This window comes from Jatrophihabitans fulvus (assembly GCF_054781375.1).
The window spans coordinates 74287-89773 of the sequence record NZ_BAAGUN010000001.1 but is presented as its reverse complement, the minus strand read 5'-3'; the positions used below and the strand labels follow the sequence as shown (position 1 = coordinate 89773).

Here is a 15487-nt window from a genome sequence, read left to right as displayed (position 1 = left end):
GCCGAGGACGTGCGTCTGGTGCGACGCCGCCCTCTGCGGCAGCCCACGCGCCGTCACGGCGCCCGAAACGCCACGCGCAGGCAATACCTGACGGCTCCGGCACTCGGGCGCCGTCGCCGCGTGTCACGAAATCCCCCGATCTCACCTTCGCTCATTGAACCAAAATCGCGCATCGTGACGCCAGGGACCGCGAGGTCCCCGTCCGTACGCTCGCAAGCGGTCCCGGGTCACGCCCGCCGGTGGAAGCTCCACGCGTCGACGACCATCGCCTCGAGGTCACGTTCGGGTCGCCAGCCCAGCAGGTCGGCCGCCTTGTCGTTCGCGGCCACGAGCACCGGCGGGTCGCCCGCGCGACGCGGGCCCTCCTCCACCGGCACGGGCGTCCCCGTGACGCTGCCGATGGTTTCGAGCACCTGCCGGACGGAGTACCCGGTGCCCGATCCCAGGTTCACGATCTCGTGGCGGCCGGGCGCGCCCGCCGAGAGCGCACGCACGTGGGCGTCCGCGAGGTCGACGACGTGGATGTAGTCGCGCACGCAGGTGCCGTCGTCGGTCGGGTAGTCGGTGCCGAACAGCTTCATCGGCGGCGCACCGTCGCCCGACAGCGCCTTCAGCGCGTTGGGGATCAGGTGCGTCTCGGTGTCGTGGCGCTCGCCGTACCAGTCGCCCGAGGCCGTCTCGTACGCGCCGGCGACGTTGAAGTAGCGCAGGCTGATCGCCGCCAGGTCGTAGGCCTGCGCGTAGTCGGTGAGCGCGAGGTCGATGGCCAGCTTGCTGGCGCCGTACGGGTTGCCGGGACGGGCGGGGGCGTCCTCGCGGATCGGCTGCTGCTCGGGCACGCCGTAGGTGGCCGCACTCGAGGAGAACACGATGCGACCGACGCCGTGTGCCCGCAGCGACTCGAGCAGCGCCACGGTGCCCACCACGTTGTTGCGCCAGTACGCGGCGGGCTGGGTGACCGACTCGCCGACCAGCGACTTGGCGGCGAAGTGGATCACCGCGTCGATGTTCCAGTCGCCGAGCACCGGGTCGAGCGCCGCGATGGACAGCTCGTGGAAGGCCGCTCCCGGCGGCACCGCGTCGGCGTGGCCGGTGGAGAGATCGTCGACGACGACCACCTCGTGCCCGTCCGCCAACAACCTCGCCGATACGGCGCTGCCGATGTACCCCGCGCCGCCGGTGACCAGAACACGCATGAGCGGCGACGCTACCCGACGGCGTGAACCGGCCGGGGCGTCCGCACGGCGTCGTCCGGTACGCAAGGATCGTCACGTGACACACGACGCACCGCCCGCCCCCGTCGTACCCGACATCGCCGACGGCGAGCTCGGCTGGACCGACCGCAACGACGACGCGCAGCTGCGCGCGGACGTGCGCCGGGTGGGCACCCTGCTGGGTGAATCACTGGTGCGGCAGCAGGGTCAGGACGCCCTCGATCTCGTCGAGCAGGTCCGTGCGCTCACCAAGCGCAGCAAGAGCGGTGACCGCACCGCCACCGACGAGGTGCGCGCGCTGCTCGCGCAGCAGCCGATCGCCACGGCCATCGTGCTCGTGCGGGCGTTCGCGGCCTACTTCCACCTCGCCAACATCAGCGAGCAGGTGCACCGCGTCCGCGGCCTGCGCGACCGTCCCGACGACGAGGGCTGGCTGTCGCGCGCGGTCGCCGACGTCGCGGCGGACAAGGGTGCCTCCGGTTTGCGCGACGCGCTCACCGGCCTGGCCGTCCGCCCGGTCTTCACCGCGCACCCGACCGAGGCCAGCCGCAGGTCGATCCTCACCAAGCTGCGCCGGATCGCCGACGTGCTGGGCGACGAGACCGAATCGGGGAGCGCGCGCCGGGCCCGGCAGGACCGCACGCTCGCCGAGCTGGTCGACCTGGTGTGGCAGACGGACGAGCTGCGGCAGAACCGTCCGACGCCGGCGGACGAGGCGCGCAACGTCGTCTACTACCTGCAGGACCTCGCCGCAGACACGCTGCCCGACCTCGCCGCCGACCTCGCCGCCGAGACCCGCCGGCACGGTGTCGAGCTGCCCGCCGACGCCCAACCCCTGTCGTTCGGCACGTGGATCGGTGGCGACCGCGACGGCAACCCGAACGTCACCGCCGCGGTGACGCGCGAGGTGCTGCGCATGCAGCACCACATCGCCGCGCGCACCGTCGACCAGGCGCTCGACGCGCTCATCGCCGAGCTGTCGTCGTCGACCGCGGTCGTCGCGGCGTCGCCCGAGCTGCTGGCCTCGACCGAGGCCGACCTCGGCGTGCTCGACATCGACCCGCGCCTCGTCACGCTCAACACGACCGAGCCGTACCGCCTGAAACTGACGTGCATCAAGGCCAAGATCGCCAACACCCGCCGCCGGGTCGACGACGAGCTGCCGCACCGGCCCGGGCACGATTATCTCGGATCTGCGCAATTGCTGGCCGAGCTCGCGTTGATCGGTGCCTCGTTGCGCGCCAACGCGGGTGGTCTCATCGCTGACGGGTTGCTCGCCCGGGTCGAGCGCATGGTGTCGGTCTTCGGCCTGCACCTGGCGACGATGGACGTCCGCGAGCACGCCGACGCGCATCACCACGCCGTCGGCCAGCTCGTCGACCGCCTGGTCGAGGAGACGTGGCTGTACGCCGACGTCCCGCGCGACTACCGGATGCGCCTGCTGTCGCGCGAGCTGCGCTCACGGCGTCCGCTCGCACCCACCCCGCCGCCGCTCGACGAGGCGGGCGCGAAGACGTTCGCGGTGTTCACGGAGATCCGCCGTGCCCTCGACACCTACGGCGACGGAGTCGTCGAGAGCTACATCGTCTCGATGACCCGCGGCGCCGACGACGTGCTCGCGCCGGTGGTGCTCGCGCGCGAGGCCGGCCTGCTCGACGTGCACGGCGCGGTCGGCGGCGAGGACCCGTCCCGCACCCCCTTCGCACGCATCGGCTTCGTGCCCCTGCTCGAGACCGTCGACGAACTGCGCAAGGCCGGCGAGGTGCTCGACGACCTGCTGTCCGACCCGACCTACCGCCTGATCGTCTCGCTGCGCGGCGACGTCCAGGAGGTCATGCTCGGCTACTCCGACTCGAACAAGCAGGCGGGCATCGCGACGTCCCAGTGGGAGATCCACCGCGCCCAGCGCACGCTGCGCGACGTCGCCGCCCGGCACGGGGTGCGACTGCGGCTGTTCCACGGCCGGGGCGGCACCGTCGGCCGCGGCGGCGGCCCCACCTACGACTCGATCCTGGCGCAGCCCTACGGCGTGCTCGACGGCGAGATCAAGTTCACCGAGCAGGGCGAGGTCATCTCCGACAAGTACGGCCTGCCCGAGCTCGCCCGCGAGAACCTCGAACTCACGCTCGGGGCGACGCTGCGCGCGTCGGTGCTGCACCGCTCGCCGCGCCAGCCGATGGCGCAGCTGCAGCAGTGGGACGAGTGCATGACGCTCGTCAGCGACGCCGCGTACGAGGCGTACCGCGGCTTCGTCGACGACCCCGACCTCGCCGAGTACTTCGTCGTGGCCACCCCCGTCGAGCAGCTCGGGCTGCTCAACATCGGGTCCCGTCCGGCGAAGCGGCCGTCGTCCGGGGCGGGGCTCGAGGGGCTGCGGGCGATCCCGTGGGTCTTCGGCTGGACGCAATCGCGGCAGATCGTCCCCGGCTGGTTCGGCGTCGGCACGGGCCTGGCCGCAGCGCGGGCGGCCGGCCTCGGCGACGTGCTCACCGAGATGCACCAGGGGTGGCACTTCTTCCGCACCTTCGTGTCGAACGTCGAGATGACGCTGGCCAAGACCGACCTCGAGATCGCGTCGCACTACGTCGACGCGCTCGTGCCGTCGCAGCTGCGTCACGTCTTCGACACCGTCCGCGAGGAACACGAGCGCACGGTCGCCGAGGTCCTCCGGGTCACCGGCGAGCGGCAGCTGCTCGACGACTCCCCCGTGCTGCAACGCACGCTCGCCGTGCGCGACGCCTACCTGGACCCGATCTCCTACCTGCAGGTCGACCTGCTGGCCCGGGTGCGCGAGGCGTCCGAGGACGGGGGCGAGGTGTCCCCCGAGCTGCGGCGCGCCCTGCTGCTCACCATCAACGGCGTGGCGGCGGGGCTGCGGAACACCGGCTGACACCTTCTCGATCGGATCGGTAGGATTTACCGGATCGGGAACAAAGCCCGGTTCGTCCGGTGCTGTGCCACCGGACCCTTTTCCGCCGATCCGATCGAGGACCGCTCGTGAGTTCCGACGCCGTCGAGCGGACGGACAATCCGTCCGCCCTGCGCTCGTTCGTCAAGACCGTCAACCGCGTGCCCTTCTGGGGCCAGACCCTGCTGGGCCTGCTGGTGGGTGCCCTGCTGGGTCTCGTCGCCCGGCAGTGGGACGTCGCCTGGCTCGAGGAGACGCTGACCCAGATCGGGTCGGTGTTCGTGAGCCTGCTGCGCACCGCGGTCGTGCCTCTGGTGGTCACCGCGCTCATCGTGTCGGTGTCCCGGCTCGGGCAGGTGGCCAACGCCGCGCGGCTCGCCGCCCGCACGATCATGTGGTTCGCCGTCACCGCGTTGATCGCCGTCGTGATCGGCGGTGCGATCGGGCTGATCACGCAACCCGGCCGGCACACCGGGCTGTCGACCTCGGGCGCGACGGCGCCGGGGACCACCGGTTCGTGGACCGACTTCCTCACCGGGCTGGTGCCGACCAATGTGCTCGGCCTCGAGGCGTCGACCTCGACCGAGGGCGGCGTGACGACCACCGACCTGTCGTTCAACGTGTTGCAGCTCGTCGTCATCGGCATCGCCCTCGGGGCGGCCGCCCTCGCCGTCGGCGAGAAGGCCAGACCCTTCCTCGGCTTCGTCGAGTCGACGCTCGAGATCGTCCAGAAGGCGCTGTGGTGGGTGATCCGGCTCGCCCCGATCGGCACCGCCGGCCTGATCGGCAAGTCGGTGGCCACCTACGGCTGGGACCTGCTGCGCCCGCTCGCGCTGTTCACCGCGGACATCTACATCGGCTGCGCGCTCGTGCTCTTCGGCGTGTACCCGCTGCTGCTGCGCCTGCACGGCCTGAGCCCGATGCGGTTCCTCTCGGGCGCCTGGCCCGCGATCACGCTGGGCTTCGTGTCCCGCTCGTCCATCGGCACGCTGCCGGTCACGCAGGAGGTCACGACCCGCAACCTCGGCGTGCCGCAGGAGTACGCGTCCTTCGCCGTCCCGCTCGGCGCCACCACCAAGATGGACGGCTGCGCGGCGATCTACCCCGCGATCTCGGCGATCTTCGTCGCCGAGGTGTTCGGCGTGGACCTGTCGTTCACCGACTACGTGCTCATCGCGTTCGTGTCCGTGGTCGGGTCCGCCGCCACCGCCGGGCTCACCGGAGCGCTCGTCATGCTCACGCTGACGCTGTCGACCTTGGGCCTCCCCCTCGAGGGCGCCGGGCTGCTGCTGGCCATCGACCCGATCCTCGACATGGTGCGCACGGCCACCAACGTCGCGGGACAGGCACTGGTGCCGGTCATCGTCTCGGCGCGCGAGGGCATCCTCGACCGGGTGCGCTACGACGCCAGACGTTCGGACGTGCTCGGCGAGGGCCGCGCGCGGCTCGAGGAGAGGGAGCTGCAGCCGGCCTAGAGCTCGACGTCCTGATCGGCCGGGGTGGTCGCGTACTTCGCGATCGCCCCGGCCATCAACGTCTGCGCCTGCTCGCCCACCAGCAACGGTCCGACGAGTTCCGCCTCCCGGGCCAGGCCCTCGTCCAGCGGCAGGGCGAGGCCGTCCAGGATCGCCCGCTTCGCGGCGGCCAGCGCGCCCGCCGGGCGGGCGGCGATCGGGGCGAGCCAGGCCAGCACGCCGTCGAGGAAGGGGCCGTCGGCGACGTGGTGCTCGGCGAGCCCGACGGTGACCGCCTCGTCGCCGCGGACGGTGCGTCCGCTCAGGATCAGCTCGGCGGCCCGGCCCGGACCCACCAACCGCGGCAGCCGCTGCGTGCCGCCGCCGCCGGGGATGAGACCCAGGGGCACCTCGACGAACGACAGCGCCGCGTCCGGGCCGACGACCCGCATCGTGCAGGCCAGGGTCATCTCGAGGCCGCCGCCTCCGGCCCGTCCGTCGATCGCGGCCACGACGATCTGCGGCATCGACTCGAACAGGGTCAGGGTGGCGGGCCAGGCCGCCAGGTCGCCGTCGACCGGCTCGCCGCGGCCCAGCTTCACCAGGTCCTCGAGGTCGCCGTGCAGCACGAACCAGCCCGGCACGTCGCTCGCGATCACCAGCGCGGTGGCGGAGTCGTCGGCCGCGACCTTCTCGACGAGCCCGTGCAGCTCCGTCATCGCCGCGAACGTCATCGAGTTGCGCGGCGGGTGGTGGAACGTGCAGACGACGATGGGCCCGTGCCGGTCGACCCGCCAGTGAGACATGGCGTGATTGTGGATGTCGTCTCCAGTTTGTGTCCAGGGGCACGGCCATTCTGTCGTGCCGCGGGCACAAGTCACGCCACTCGCGGACTCTTACTTGAGTATCTGTCTTGTTACTCCTAGGGTCCCGTCGCATGACGGTCGACGCGTCCTTCGGTGGACGTCCTGTGGTGGTCACCGGCGGATGCTCCGGCATCGGCCTCGCGTGCGCGCAGCGGTTCCGCGCCTCCGGCGCCGACGTGCACGTGCTCGACCGCAACCATCCGGACGACCCCGTCGACGTGACGGACGAGGCCGCGGTGCAGCGCTTCTTCGGCGCCCTGCCGCAGCCGCCCGCGGTGCTGGTGAACGCGGCCGGCATCGGCCTCGGGGCGCACCTGCTCGAACTCGACCTCGCGACGTGGCGCACGGTGTTCTACGTCAATCTCGACGGTGCCCTGCTCTGCCTTCAGGCCGCCGCGCGGCGGATGGCGGACGCCGGCGGCGGGGTGATCGTCAACATCACCTCGGTCAACGAGCAGATGCCGATGCGCACCCACGCGGCGTACGCCTCGTCCAAGGCCGCGCTGGGCATGCTGACCAAGGTGGCGGCGCTCGACCTGGCGGCGTCCGGCATCCGCGTCGTCGCCGTCGCGCCCGGCGTCGTCGACACCCCGCTGGTCGCCGAGACGATGGCCATCCCCGAGATCCGGGCGGCCCTGCAGGAGCGCACGCCCTTCGGCGACGCGGTCGGCAGCACCGAGCACGTGGCCGCCCTGGTCGCCTTCCTCGCCTCGTCGGACGCCGGCTGGATCACCGGCGTCACGGTGCCCGTCGACGGAGGCCAGCTGCTGACCCACTTCCCCGACATGGCGGCGATCGCCGAGGGAGCGGCACGGTGACGACCGCGATCGCCCTGGTGGCGACGTCCGGCCCCTTCCCCGACGTGCCCGGGGACGCACGGGTGGTCGCGCACGACCCGTCCCTGCTCGCCGGTCTCGCCCACGGGGACGCCACGGACGAGGCGCCTGCCTACACGCACCTGGTCGAGTTCACCTGGACGTCGGCCGACGACCCCGTGATCGCGGCACTGCGCGACGCCGAGGGCGTCGACCACGCCCGCTCGACGGTGGTCGCGGGCGACGAGTTCGTCGTCGTCCCCGGCGACGAGACCATCGTGCTCGCGATGGGGTTGACCCGCCGCGACGACCTCACCCGCGACGCGTTCGTCGAGCACTGGAGCACCACGCACGCCGACCTCGGTCGTGCCGTGCCCGGGTCCGAGGGGTACCGCCAGCTGCATCGCGACGACGCCCGCACCGCGACGGCGCGCGAGGCCCTCGGCTTCGGCGGCCCGGAGTTCGACGGCATCGCGCGCGCCTGCTACTCGTCCATCGAGCGGTTCGAGGCCATCCTCGCCGACCCCTCGATCAGCGGCCCCCTGCTCGAGGACGAGAAGCGGTTCATCGACCACTCACGCGCCGCGATGGTGATCGGGACGGTGGACTAGGCCCGTTCGAAGCACGCGGCCAGCGCGTCCTGCCACGGCCGCGGGGCGGTGAGGCCGGCCGCCGTCCACGACGCCGTCGACAGCACCGACCACGCCGGGCGCGGGGCCGGCCGCGGGAACGACGCGGTGTCGGTGGGCCGTACCCGGTCGGGGTCGGCGCCGGCGAGCCGGAAGACCTCGCGGGCGAGGTCGCACCACGACGCCTGCCCGCCGTTGACGTAGTGCAGCGTGCCGCCCGGGACGTCCGACCGGCCCAACTCGACGAGGCCCGCGGCGAGGTCGCGCGCCCAGGTGGGGCTGCCGATCTGGTCGGCGACCACGTCGACGGTGTCGCGCTCGCGTTCGAGCCGGCGCATCGTGTCGACGAAGTTGGGTCCGGGCCCGCCGTACACCCAGGCGGTGCGGACGACGTGCGACCGGTCGGGCAGCAGCGCCCGCACCCGGATCTCGCCGGCCAGCTTGGTCCGGCCGTAGGCCGTCCGCGGGCCGGGCAGGTCGGTCGGCTCGTAGGGCAAGGACGCGTCGCCGGCGAAGACGTAGTCGGTGGAGACGTGCAGCAGGCGTCCGCCCGTGCGCTCGACGGCCGCCGCAAGCGCCCGCGGACCCTCGTCGTTCACGGCGGCGGCGGTCCGCTCGTCGGTCTCGGCGGCGTCGACCGCCGTGTAGGCGGCGGCGTTGAGGACGACGTCCGGGCGCACGTCGTCGACGACCCGGGTGACGTCGGCCTCGACGGTGATGTCCAGGTCGTGCTGCGACACCGCGACCACCTCGTCGCCCGCGTCCACGAGCAGGTCCGCGGCGTGGGTGGCGAGCTGACCACCCGCGCCGGTGACGAGCCAGCGCATCAGAGGTCCTCGAACCGCGGCGCGGCGGCGTCCTTGGCCGACACCATCGCCGGGTCGGACGGGTCGGGCTCGATGGGCCACGCGATGCCGAGCGCGGGATCGAGCGGGGTGACGGCCACGCCGGCCATGCCCGGTCGCCACTCGGCACCGAAGCAGTAGAGGTACTCGCTGCCCGGGTCGCCGAGCGCCTGGAAGCCGTTGCACACCCCGGACGGGACGAACACCTGCTCACCGACCTCGAGGGTGAGGGTGACGACGGCGCCATGGGTGGGCGAGCCGGGACGCGCGTCGAGCCAGGCGCCGAAGACGGCGCCCGACGCCGGTCCGATGAGCTTGTCGGCGGCCTCGCCGTGCAACCCGCGGACGGCACCACGCTTCGTCCAGGTGAGGTTCACCTGTTCCCAGCGGGCCGGCACGGGCACGCCCAGCTCGGCGTAACCGCTGGTGCGGAACATCTCGCGCACGGTGCCGCGGTCGTCGGTCACCGTTTTTGCGCGAATGTGCAGTAATCCGTCGATCGCGGTCGGGGAGACGGACGGGTCGGTCACGCTCACGGCCGTTGCTCCTCGAGATACCGGGCGGCCGTCCGCCGCAGGTACTGGGCGTAGTTCGACTTGCCCATGGTGTCGCCGAGTTCGACGGCGCGTTCGGGGGTGATGAAGCCGCGACGCATCGCGACCTCCTCGAGGCACGCGATGGTGATGCCCTGGCGGTGCTGCAGCACCTGCACGAACTGCGCGGCCTCGAGCAGAGCGTCCTGGGTTCCGGTGTCGAGCCAGGCGGCGCCGCGGCCGAGGTCGACGAGGCGGGCCTGCCCGCGCTCGATGTAGACCCGGTTGAGGTCGGTGATCTCGAGCTCGCCACGCGGCGAGGGCTCGAGGTCGCGCGCGATGTCGACGACCTGGCCGTCGTAGACGTACAGGCCGGTGACGGCGAGGTCCGAGCGTGGGTTCTCGGGTTTCTCCTCGATGTCGACGAGGCGGCCCTCGGCGTCGACGGTGGCCACGCCGTAGCGCTGCGGATCGCCGACGCGGTACCCGAACAGGGTGCAGCCGCCGTCGCGCTCGACGCCGGCGACGGAGTCGACGAGGGTGCCGCCCATGCCGTGGCCGTAGAAAATGTTGTCGCCGAGCACCAGCGTCGCGCCCTCGCCCGGGGCGAGGAAGTCGTGCTCGGCGGCGATCAGGAACGCCTGCGCCAGCCCGTCCGGCGACGGCTGCTGCGCGAACCGCAGCTGCACGCCCCATCGGCTGCCGTCACCGAGCAGGCGGACGAACTGGTCCTGGTCCTGGGGCGTGGTGATCACGAGGATGTCGCGGATGCCGGCCAGCATCAGCACCGAGATCGGGTAGTAGATCATCGGCTTGTCGTAGACCGGCAGCAACTGCTTGCTCACCGAGTGCGTCAGCGGGTGCAGCCGGGTACCCGACCCGCCGGCGAGGACGATCCCCTTCACTGCCCCACCTCGGCGTAGCGGTTCTCGGTGGCGTCCTTGGCCGCCTGCCACCACTCGCGGTGCGCGTCGTACCACTCGATCGTGCGGGCCAGGCCCGACTCGAGATCGCCGTACGTCGGGCGCCAGCCGAGCTCGTCGCGCAGCTTGGACGCGTCGATCGCGTAACGCAGGTCGTGACCGGCGCGGTCGGTGACGTGGTCGAAGGCGTCCTCCGGCCGACCCATCAGACGCAGGATCGTGCGCAGCACGGTGAGGTTGTCGCTCTCGCCGTCGGCACCGATCAGATAGGTCTCGCCGATGCGGCCGCGTTCGACGATCGTCCAGACGGCGGCGTTGTGGTCGTCGACGTGGATCCAGTCGCGGACGTTCTCCCCCGCGCCGTACAGCTTCGGGCGGCGGCCCGACAGCACGTTGGTGATCTGGCGCGGGATGAACTTCTCGATGTGCTGGTACGGCCCGTAGTTGTTCGAGCAGTTCGAGATCGTCGCCTGCACCCCGAACGAGCGCACCCACGCCCGCACCAGCAGATCGGAGCCCGCCTTCGTCGCACTGTAGGGGCTCGAGGGGTTGTACGGGGTGTCGGGTGTGAACTTGGCGGGGTCGTCGAGCTCGAGGTCGCCGTACACCTCGTCGGTCGAGATGTGGTGGTACCGCACCCCGTGCCGGCGCACCGCCTCCAGCAGCGTGAAGGTGCCCAGCAGGTTCGTCGTCACGAACGGCGACGGGTCCCGCAGCGAGTTGTCGTTGTGCGACTCGGCCGCGAAGTGCACCACGAGATCCGCGGCGGCCACGAGCTCGTCGACCAGCCCCGCGTCGCTGATGTCACCCACGACCAGGCGGGCCCGCTCGGCACCGTCCGCCCCGGCCAGGCTGTCGGGATTGGCCGCGTACGTCATCGCGTCCAGCACCGTCACCTCGACGTCCGGACGGGTCGCCAAGGTCGAGCGGACGAAGTTCACGCCGATGAAGCCCATGCCCCCGGTCACCAGTACGTTCACGCACCGGAGGGTATACGCGGCGCCGCGTCCACCCGGATCGAGCGCGGCGACCTGCCGCCACCGCGATGTCCGAAACCCGCCAGCCCGTGTCGGACCCGCGGCGCAGACTGGGCACGTGATCCCCGACGACGACACCTGCTACCGGGCGGTGCGCTCCCGCGACGCGCGCTTCGACGGGTGGTTCTACACGGCCGTTCGCACGACGGGCATCTACTGCCGGCCGTCGTGCCCGGCCATCACGCCGCAGCGGCGCAACGTCGAATTCCTGCCCAGCGCGGCGGCCGCGCAGCGCGAGGGGTTCCGGGCGTGCAAGCGGTGCCGTCCGGACGCGTCCCCGGGCTCGCCCGAGTGGCACGTGCGCGGCGACGTCGCCGGGCGGGCGCTGCGCCTCATCGGCGACGGCGTGATCGACCGCGAGGGTGTGCCCGGCCTGGCTCGTCGGCTGGGCTACTCCGCACGGCAGGTGCACCGCACGCTGCTCGCCGAGGTGGGCGCCGGCCCGCTCGCGCTGGCCCGCGCCCAGCGGGCCCAGACGGCGCGCGTGCTGCTCGAGACCACCCGGCTGCCCGTCGCCGACCTGGCCTTCGCGTCCGGCTTCTCCTCGGTGCGGCAGTTCAACGACACCGTGCGCGAGGTCTTCGCGGTGACCCCGAGCGAGTTGCGCGCGGCGGCCCGTGACCGGGTGGTCGAGGCGCAGGGACCGCTGGTGCTGCGGTTGCCGTACCGCGAGCCGATGGCCGCCGCCGAGGTGCTCGACTTCCTGGGCGCCCACGCCGTGCCCGGTCTCGAGCAGTACCACGAGGGCGTGTTCACCAGGGTGGTCCCCGCGGCGCACGGCGCCGCCCTCGTCACCCTCTCCCCCGAACCCGGCGCGATCAGGTGCGAGGTGGGGCTGCGCGACCTTCGTGACCTCGTCGCGGTCGTCGGACGCGTGCGCCACCTGCTCGACCTCGACGCCGATCCCGAAGCCGTCGACGCCGTCCTCGGCGACGACGAGGTGCTCGGGCCGCTGGTGCGCAAGCGTCCGGGGCTGCGGGCGCCGGGCACGGTCGACGCCTTCGAGACCGCGGTACGCACGGTGGTCGGTCAGCAGATCTCGGTCAGCGGGTCACGCACCGTCCTCGGCCGCATCGTCGCCGAGTACGGCGAGCCGGTGGCCGAGGGCTGGCGGGCCTTCCCGACCGCGGCGGCGCTCGCGGCCGCCGACCCGGAACGGCTGCCGATGCCCCGGGCCCGCGGACGGGCCGTGGTCGGCCTGGCCGGTGCGGTCGCCGACGGTGAGGTCGTGCTCGGCCCGGGCGCCGACCGGGACGAGGTGCGCGCACAGCTGCTCGCGCTGCGCGGCATCGGCCCGTGGACCGCCGATTACCTGCTCATGCGCACGACCGCGCACCCGGACGTCCTGCTGGCGTCCGACCTGGTCGTCCGGCGCGCCGCCGACGACCTCGGCGTCGACCTCGCCGACGGCCGCCCGTCCTGGGCGCCGTGGCGCACCTACGCCACCTATCACCTCTGGGCCCATCTCGTCGCCGACCTCTGGAGCGCAGCCCGATGACCGTCCGACACACCCGGATCCCGTCCCCGCTCGGCGAGCTGCTGGCCGTCCGCGACGACGTGGGCATCACGCACCTGTACCTGCCGAGCGGCCGCCATCCCACCGGCGACCCGGCCGGGTCGCAGCGCGACGACATCGCGTTCGAGGATGTCCGCTCGCAACTCGACGAGTACTTCGCCGGCGAGCGCACGCAATTCACGCTGCCGCTGAACGCTCGCGGCACGGCGTTCCAGCGGACGGTCTGGCAGGCGCTCACCCGCATCCCGCACGGCGAGACGCTGAGCTACGGGGCGTTGGCCCAGCAGATCGGCGTGCCGGGAGCCGCCCGCGCCGTCGGCCTCGCGAACGGGCAGAACCCGATCTCGATCGTCGTACCGTGCCACCGCGTCATCGGCGCGAACGGCTCGCTGACCGGATACGGCGGCGGATTGCCTGCCAAGCAGTGGCTGCTCGCCCACGAGGCACAGCGGACGGGGCTGTTCGCGTCGCTGCAGTGACCGATCGCCGCCGGCCCACCCTGCGGTGGGCCGGCGGCGACGACGGCCCCGCCGCGTCCGCCGGGGGAACGGACGCAGCGGGCCCCTCCCACCGGTGCTGCCGCGCCTGGCCGGGGGAACCGGCGCGGCAGCCCGGCGATCAGGCGTCGCGGCGCTTCGCCGCGACGGTGAGCAGGCCTCCGAACAGCAGGGCCAGCAGGCCGGCCAGCAGCAACGCCGCCGACGGGGCGCCGGTCGAGCCCAGCTCCTGCCGGCTCGTCGTCGTCACCGTCCGGTTCGGGTCACCCGTTGCGGGGACGCCGGTCGCCGGCGTACCCGGCTGCGTGGCCGGCGGGTTCGTGACGCCCGGGTTGTCCGACGGCGGGGTGCCCGGGCCGCCGGGCGTCCCGGGGTTCGTCGGGGTCGTCGGCGAGGTCGGGTCCGTGGGATCCGTCGGGTCGCCGGGCGGGGTCGTGGTGTCGCCGTCCGTGCCGCACGTGGCCGACGGCGTGCCGAGCAGGCCGATCGCGTTGCCGCACACCGTCACCGGCACGGTCACCGGGACCTCGACGGTCGAGCCGCCGTCACCGCCACCACCGGTCGGCACCGACGGGTCGCAGGTGGCGGTCGCGTCGCCGACGGCGTTGCCGCAGACGGTGACGGGCGTGGTCACGGGGACCTCGACGGTCGAGTCGCCCCCACCCGATCCCGGCGTCGTGCCGGTCAGGCCGGTGTCGGAGCAGTTCGCAGCGGCGCCGCCGAGCACGCCGGCGGCGTTGCCGCAGGCGGTCACCGGGGCCGTCACCGGCACCGAGACTGCGGTGTCGCCGTCCGAACCACTGCCCGAACCACTGCCCGAACCACTGCCCGAACCACTGCCCGAACCACTGCCGGAACCACCGGTCACACCGGCACCCGAGCAGTCACCGGCCGCGTCGCCGGCCACGCCGACACCGTTGCCGCAGACCGTGACGGGAGCCGTCACCGGCACCGAGACGGCGGTGTCGCCGTCCGAACCGCTGCCCGAGCCGCTGCCGGAACCACTGCCGGAACCACTGCCCGAACCACTGCCGGAACCATCGGTCACACCGGCACCCGAGCAGTCACCGGACGCGTCGCCGGCCACGCCGACACCGTTGCCGCAGACCGTGACGGGAGCCGTCACGGGCACATCGGCCACGCTGCCGGTCGAACCGTCCGACCCACCGGTGGTGCCACCGGTACCCGTGCCGGTGCAGTCACCCGACGCGTCGCCGAGCACGCCCGCACCGTTGCCGCACACCGTCACCGGAGCCGTCACCGGAACCGACACCGCACTGTCACCACTGCCCGCGGACGACCCGCCGGACCCACCGGCCGCGCCGGTGCCCGTGCAGTCACCCGACGCGGTGTCGCCCAGGACGCCGACGCCGTTGCCGCAGACGGTGACCGGTGCGGTCACCGGAACCGAGACCGCACTGTCGCCGCTGCCGGCGGAGGAACCGCCGGTGCCGCCGGCGCCGCTGCAGTCGCCGCTCGCCGTGTCGGACAGCACGCCGATGCCGTTGCCGCACACCGTGACCGGCGCGGTCACCGGGACGGACAGCCCACTGTCGCCGCTGCCGGCGGACGAGCCACCGGCCGGGGCGCCGGATCCCGCGCAGTCGCCGGACGCGTCACCGGCGACGCCGACGCCGTTGCCGCACACGGTCACCGGTGCGGTGACGGGGACGGAGATCGCGCTGTCGCCGCCGGTCGAGGGAGCGGGCGCCGCGGGGGCGTCGCCGCAGCTGCCGGACGCGTCGCCGAGGACGCCGGCGCCGTTGCCGCAGACGGTCACCGGTGCGGTGACGGGCACGTCGACCAGCGAGCCCGAACCCGAGCCGCCGGACGTCGCCGGGGACCCGTCCGTGCTGCTGCCCGACGAGTCACCGCCGACCGAGACGGCATTGCCGCCGACCTGGACGGGCGCGTCGAGCGACACGTGCACCGCGGACGGACCGCTGTCGGCCCGGCCGGTGGTCACCACGCCGTTGCCCTGCACGGTGACGGGGTTGTCGAGGACCTTGATGTCGTTGCCGCCGACCGAGACGGGGACGTTCAGGTCCACGTCGATCAGCGAGCGCTGTGTCACGGGGGCGGGGTCGGCGGGTGCGGTGTCGGCCGACGCGATGCCGGTACCGATCAACCACGTGCCGGCGCCGAAGACTGCGACCTGGAGGCCGCGCCTGAGCCAGACGTTCATGGGTGTTCTCTTCTCGAACTAGGGGGAAGTGGAGCGCGGGGAAGGACCCCGCGGACGTGCACTCA

Annotated in this window: 13 protein-coding genes; 6 read left to right on the top strand and 7 right to left on the bottom strand. The window is 72.9% G+C overall.

The annotated features are described in order from the left end of the window. Positions 1-227: 227 nt before the first annotated feature. Entirely contained in the window at positions 228-1196 is a 969-nt protein-coding gene (galE, locus tag ACYVP9_RS00470; RefSeq protein WP_460602719.1) for an NAD-dependent epimerase/dehydratase family protein, read from the bottom strand. Here galE and ppc point away from each other — a divergent pair. Together ppc and ACYVP9_RS00460 are read left to right on the top strand one after the other, a co-directional pair. Continuing rightward, positions 1195-4104 (top strand): phosphoenolpyruvate carboxylase, encoded by a 2910-nt coding sequence (ppc, locus tag ACYVP9_RS00465; protein WP_460602718.1) that lies wholly within the window; start codon positions 1195-1197, stop codon positions 4102-4104. The genes galE and ppc overlap by 2 nt on opposite strands. A gap of 149 nt (positions 4105-4253) precedes the next feature. Further along, positions 4254-5597: a dicarboxylate/amino acid:cation symporter gene (locus ACYVP9_RS00460; RefSeq protein ID WP_460604256.1), complete on the top strand. Its 1344-nt coding sequence runs from the start codon at positions 4254-4256 to the stop codon at positions 5595-5597. Here the strand turns inward: ACYVP9_RS00460 and ACYVP9_RS00455 are convergent. Further along, complete coding sequence (locus ACYVP9_RS00455) at positions 5594-6382, bottom strand: enoyl-CoA hydratase/isomerase family protein (RefSeq protein WP_460602717.1); 789 nt, start codon at positions 6380-6382, stop codon at positions 5594-5596. The genes ACYVP9_RS00460 and ACYVP9_RS00455 overlap by 4 nt on opposite strands. Before the next feature lie 131 nt (positions 6383-6513). Between ACYVP9_RS00455 and ACYVP9_RS00450 the strand changes: the two genes are divergently transcribed. Together ACYVP9_RS00450 and ACYVP9_RS00445 are read left to right on the top strand one after the other, a co-directional pair. Further along, positions 6514-7260, top strand: a complete 747-nt coding sequence (locus tag ACYVP9_RS00450) for an SDR family NAD(P)-dependent oxidoreductase (RefSeq protein WP_460602716.1) — start codon at positions 6514-6516, stop codon at positions 7258-7260. Continuing rightward, positions 7257-7868, top strand: a complete 612-nt coding sequence (locus ACYVP9_RS00445) for an EthD domain-containing protein (protein WP_460602715.1) — start codon at positions 7257-7259, stop codon at positions 7866-7868. Before ACYVP9_RS00450 ends, ACYVP9_RS00445 begins: the two co-directional genes overlap by 4 nt. Here the strand turns inward: ACYVP9_RS00445 and rfbD are convergent. From rfbD to rfbB, 4 genes are read right to left on the bottom strand one after another with little or no spacing between them, the layout of a single operon-like run. Then, positions 7865-8713 (bottom strand): SDR family oxidoreductase, encoded by an 849-nt coding sequence (gene rfbD, locus ACYVP9_RS00440; protein WP_460602714.1) that lies wholly within the window; start codon positions 8711-8713, stop codon positions 7865-7867. The two genes, ACYVP9_RS00445 and rfbD, sit on opposite strands and share 4 nt — an antisense overlap. Beyond that, a complete protein-coding gene (locus ACYVP9_RS00435; RefSeq protein ID WP_460602713.1) occupies positions 8713-9267 on the bottom strand; it encodes a dTDP-4-dehydrorhamnose 3,5-epimerase family protein in 555 nt (184 codons plus the stop codon). Before ACYVP9_RS00435 ends, rfbD begins: the two co-directional genes overlap by 1 nt. Further along, positions 9264-10169 carry a sugar nucleotidyltransferase gene (gene rfbA / locus ACYVP9_RS00430; protein WP_460602712.1) on the bottom strand — a complete coding sequence of 302 codons (906 nt, stop codon included), beginning with the start codon at positions 10167-10169 and terminating at the stop codon, positions 9264-9266. The genes ACYVP9_RS00435 and rfbA overlap by 4 nt, the downstream gene beginning before the upstream one ends. After that, positions 10166-11167 carry a dTDP-glucose 4,6-dehydratase gene (rfbB, locus tag ACYVP9_RS00425; protein ID WP_460602711.1) on the bottom strand — a complete coding sequence of 334 codons (1002 nt, stop codon included), beginning with the start codon at positions 11165-11167 and terminating at the stop codon, positions 10166-10168. The genes rfbA and rfbB overlap by 4 nt, the downstream gene beginning before the upstream one ends. A gap of 115 nt (positions 11168-11282) precedes the next feature. On the opposite strand from rfbB, the gene ACYVP9_RS00420 reads away from it, so the two are divergent. Both ACYVP9_RS00420 and ACYVP9_RS00415 read left to right on the top strand, forming a co-directional pair. Continuing rightward, positions 11283-12722, top strand: coding sequence for an AlkA N-terminal domain-containing protein (locus ACYVP9_RS00420; protein ID WP_460602710.1), 1440 nt, complete (start codon positions 11283-11285; stop codon positions 12720-12722). Further along, positions 12719-13219: a methylated-DNA--[protein]-cysteine S-methyltransferase gene (locus tag ACYVP9_RS00415; protein ID WP_460602709.1), complete on the top strand. Its 501-nt coding sequence runs from the start codon at positions 12719-12721 to the stop codon at positions 13217-13219. Before ACYVP9_RS00420 ends, ACYVP9_RS00415 begins: the two co-directional genes overlap by 4 nt. Before the next feature lie 139 nt (positions 13220-13358). On the opposite strand, the gene ACYVP9_RS00410 is transcribed toward ACYVP9_RS00415, so the two are convergent. Next, positions 13359-15422 (bottom strand): chaplin family protein, encoded by a 2064-nt coding sequence (locus tag ACYVP9_RS00410; RefSeq protein ID WP_460602708.1) that lies wholly within the window; start codon positions 15420-15422, stop codon positions 13359-13361. Between the last annotated feature and the right edge of the window lie 65 nt (positions 15423-15487).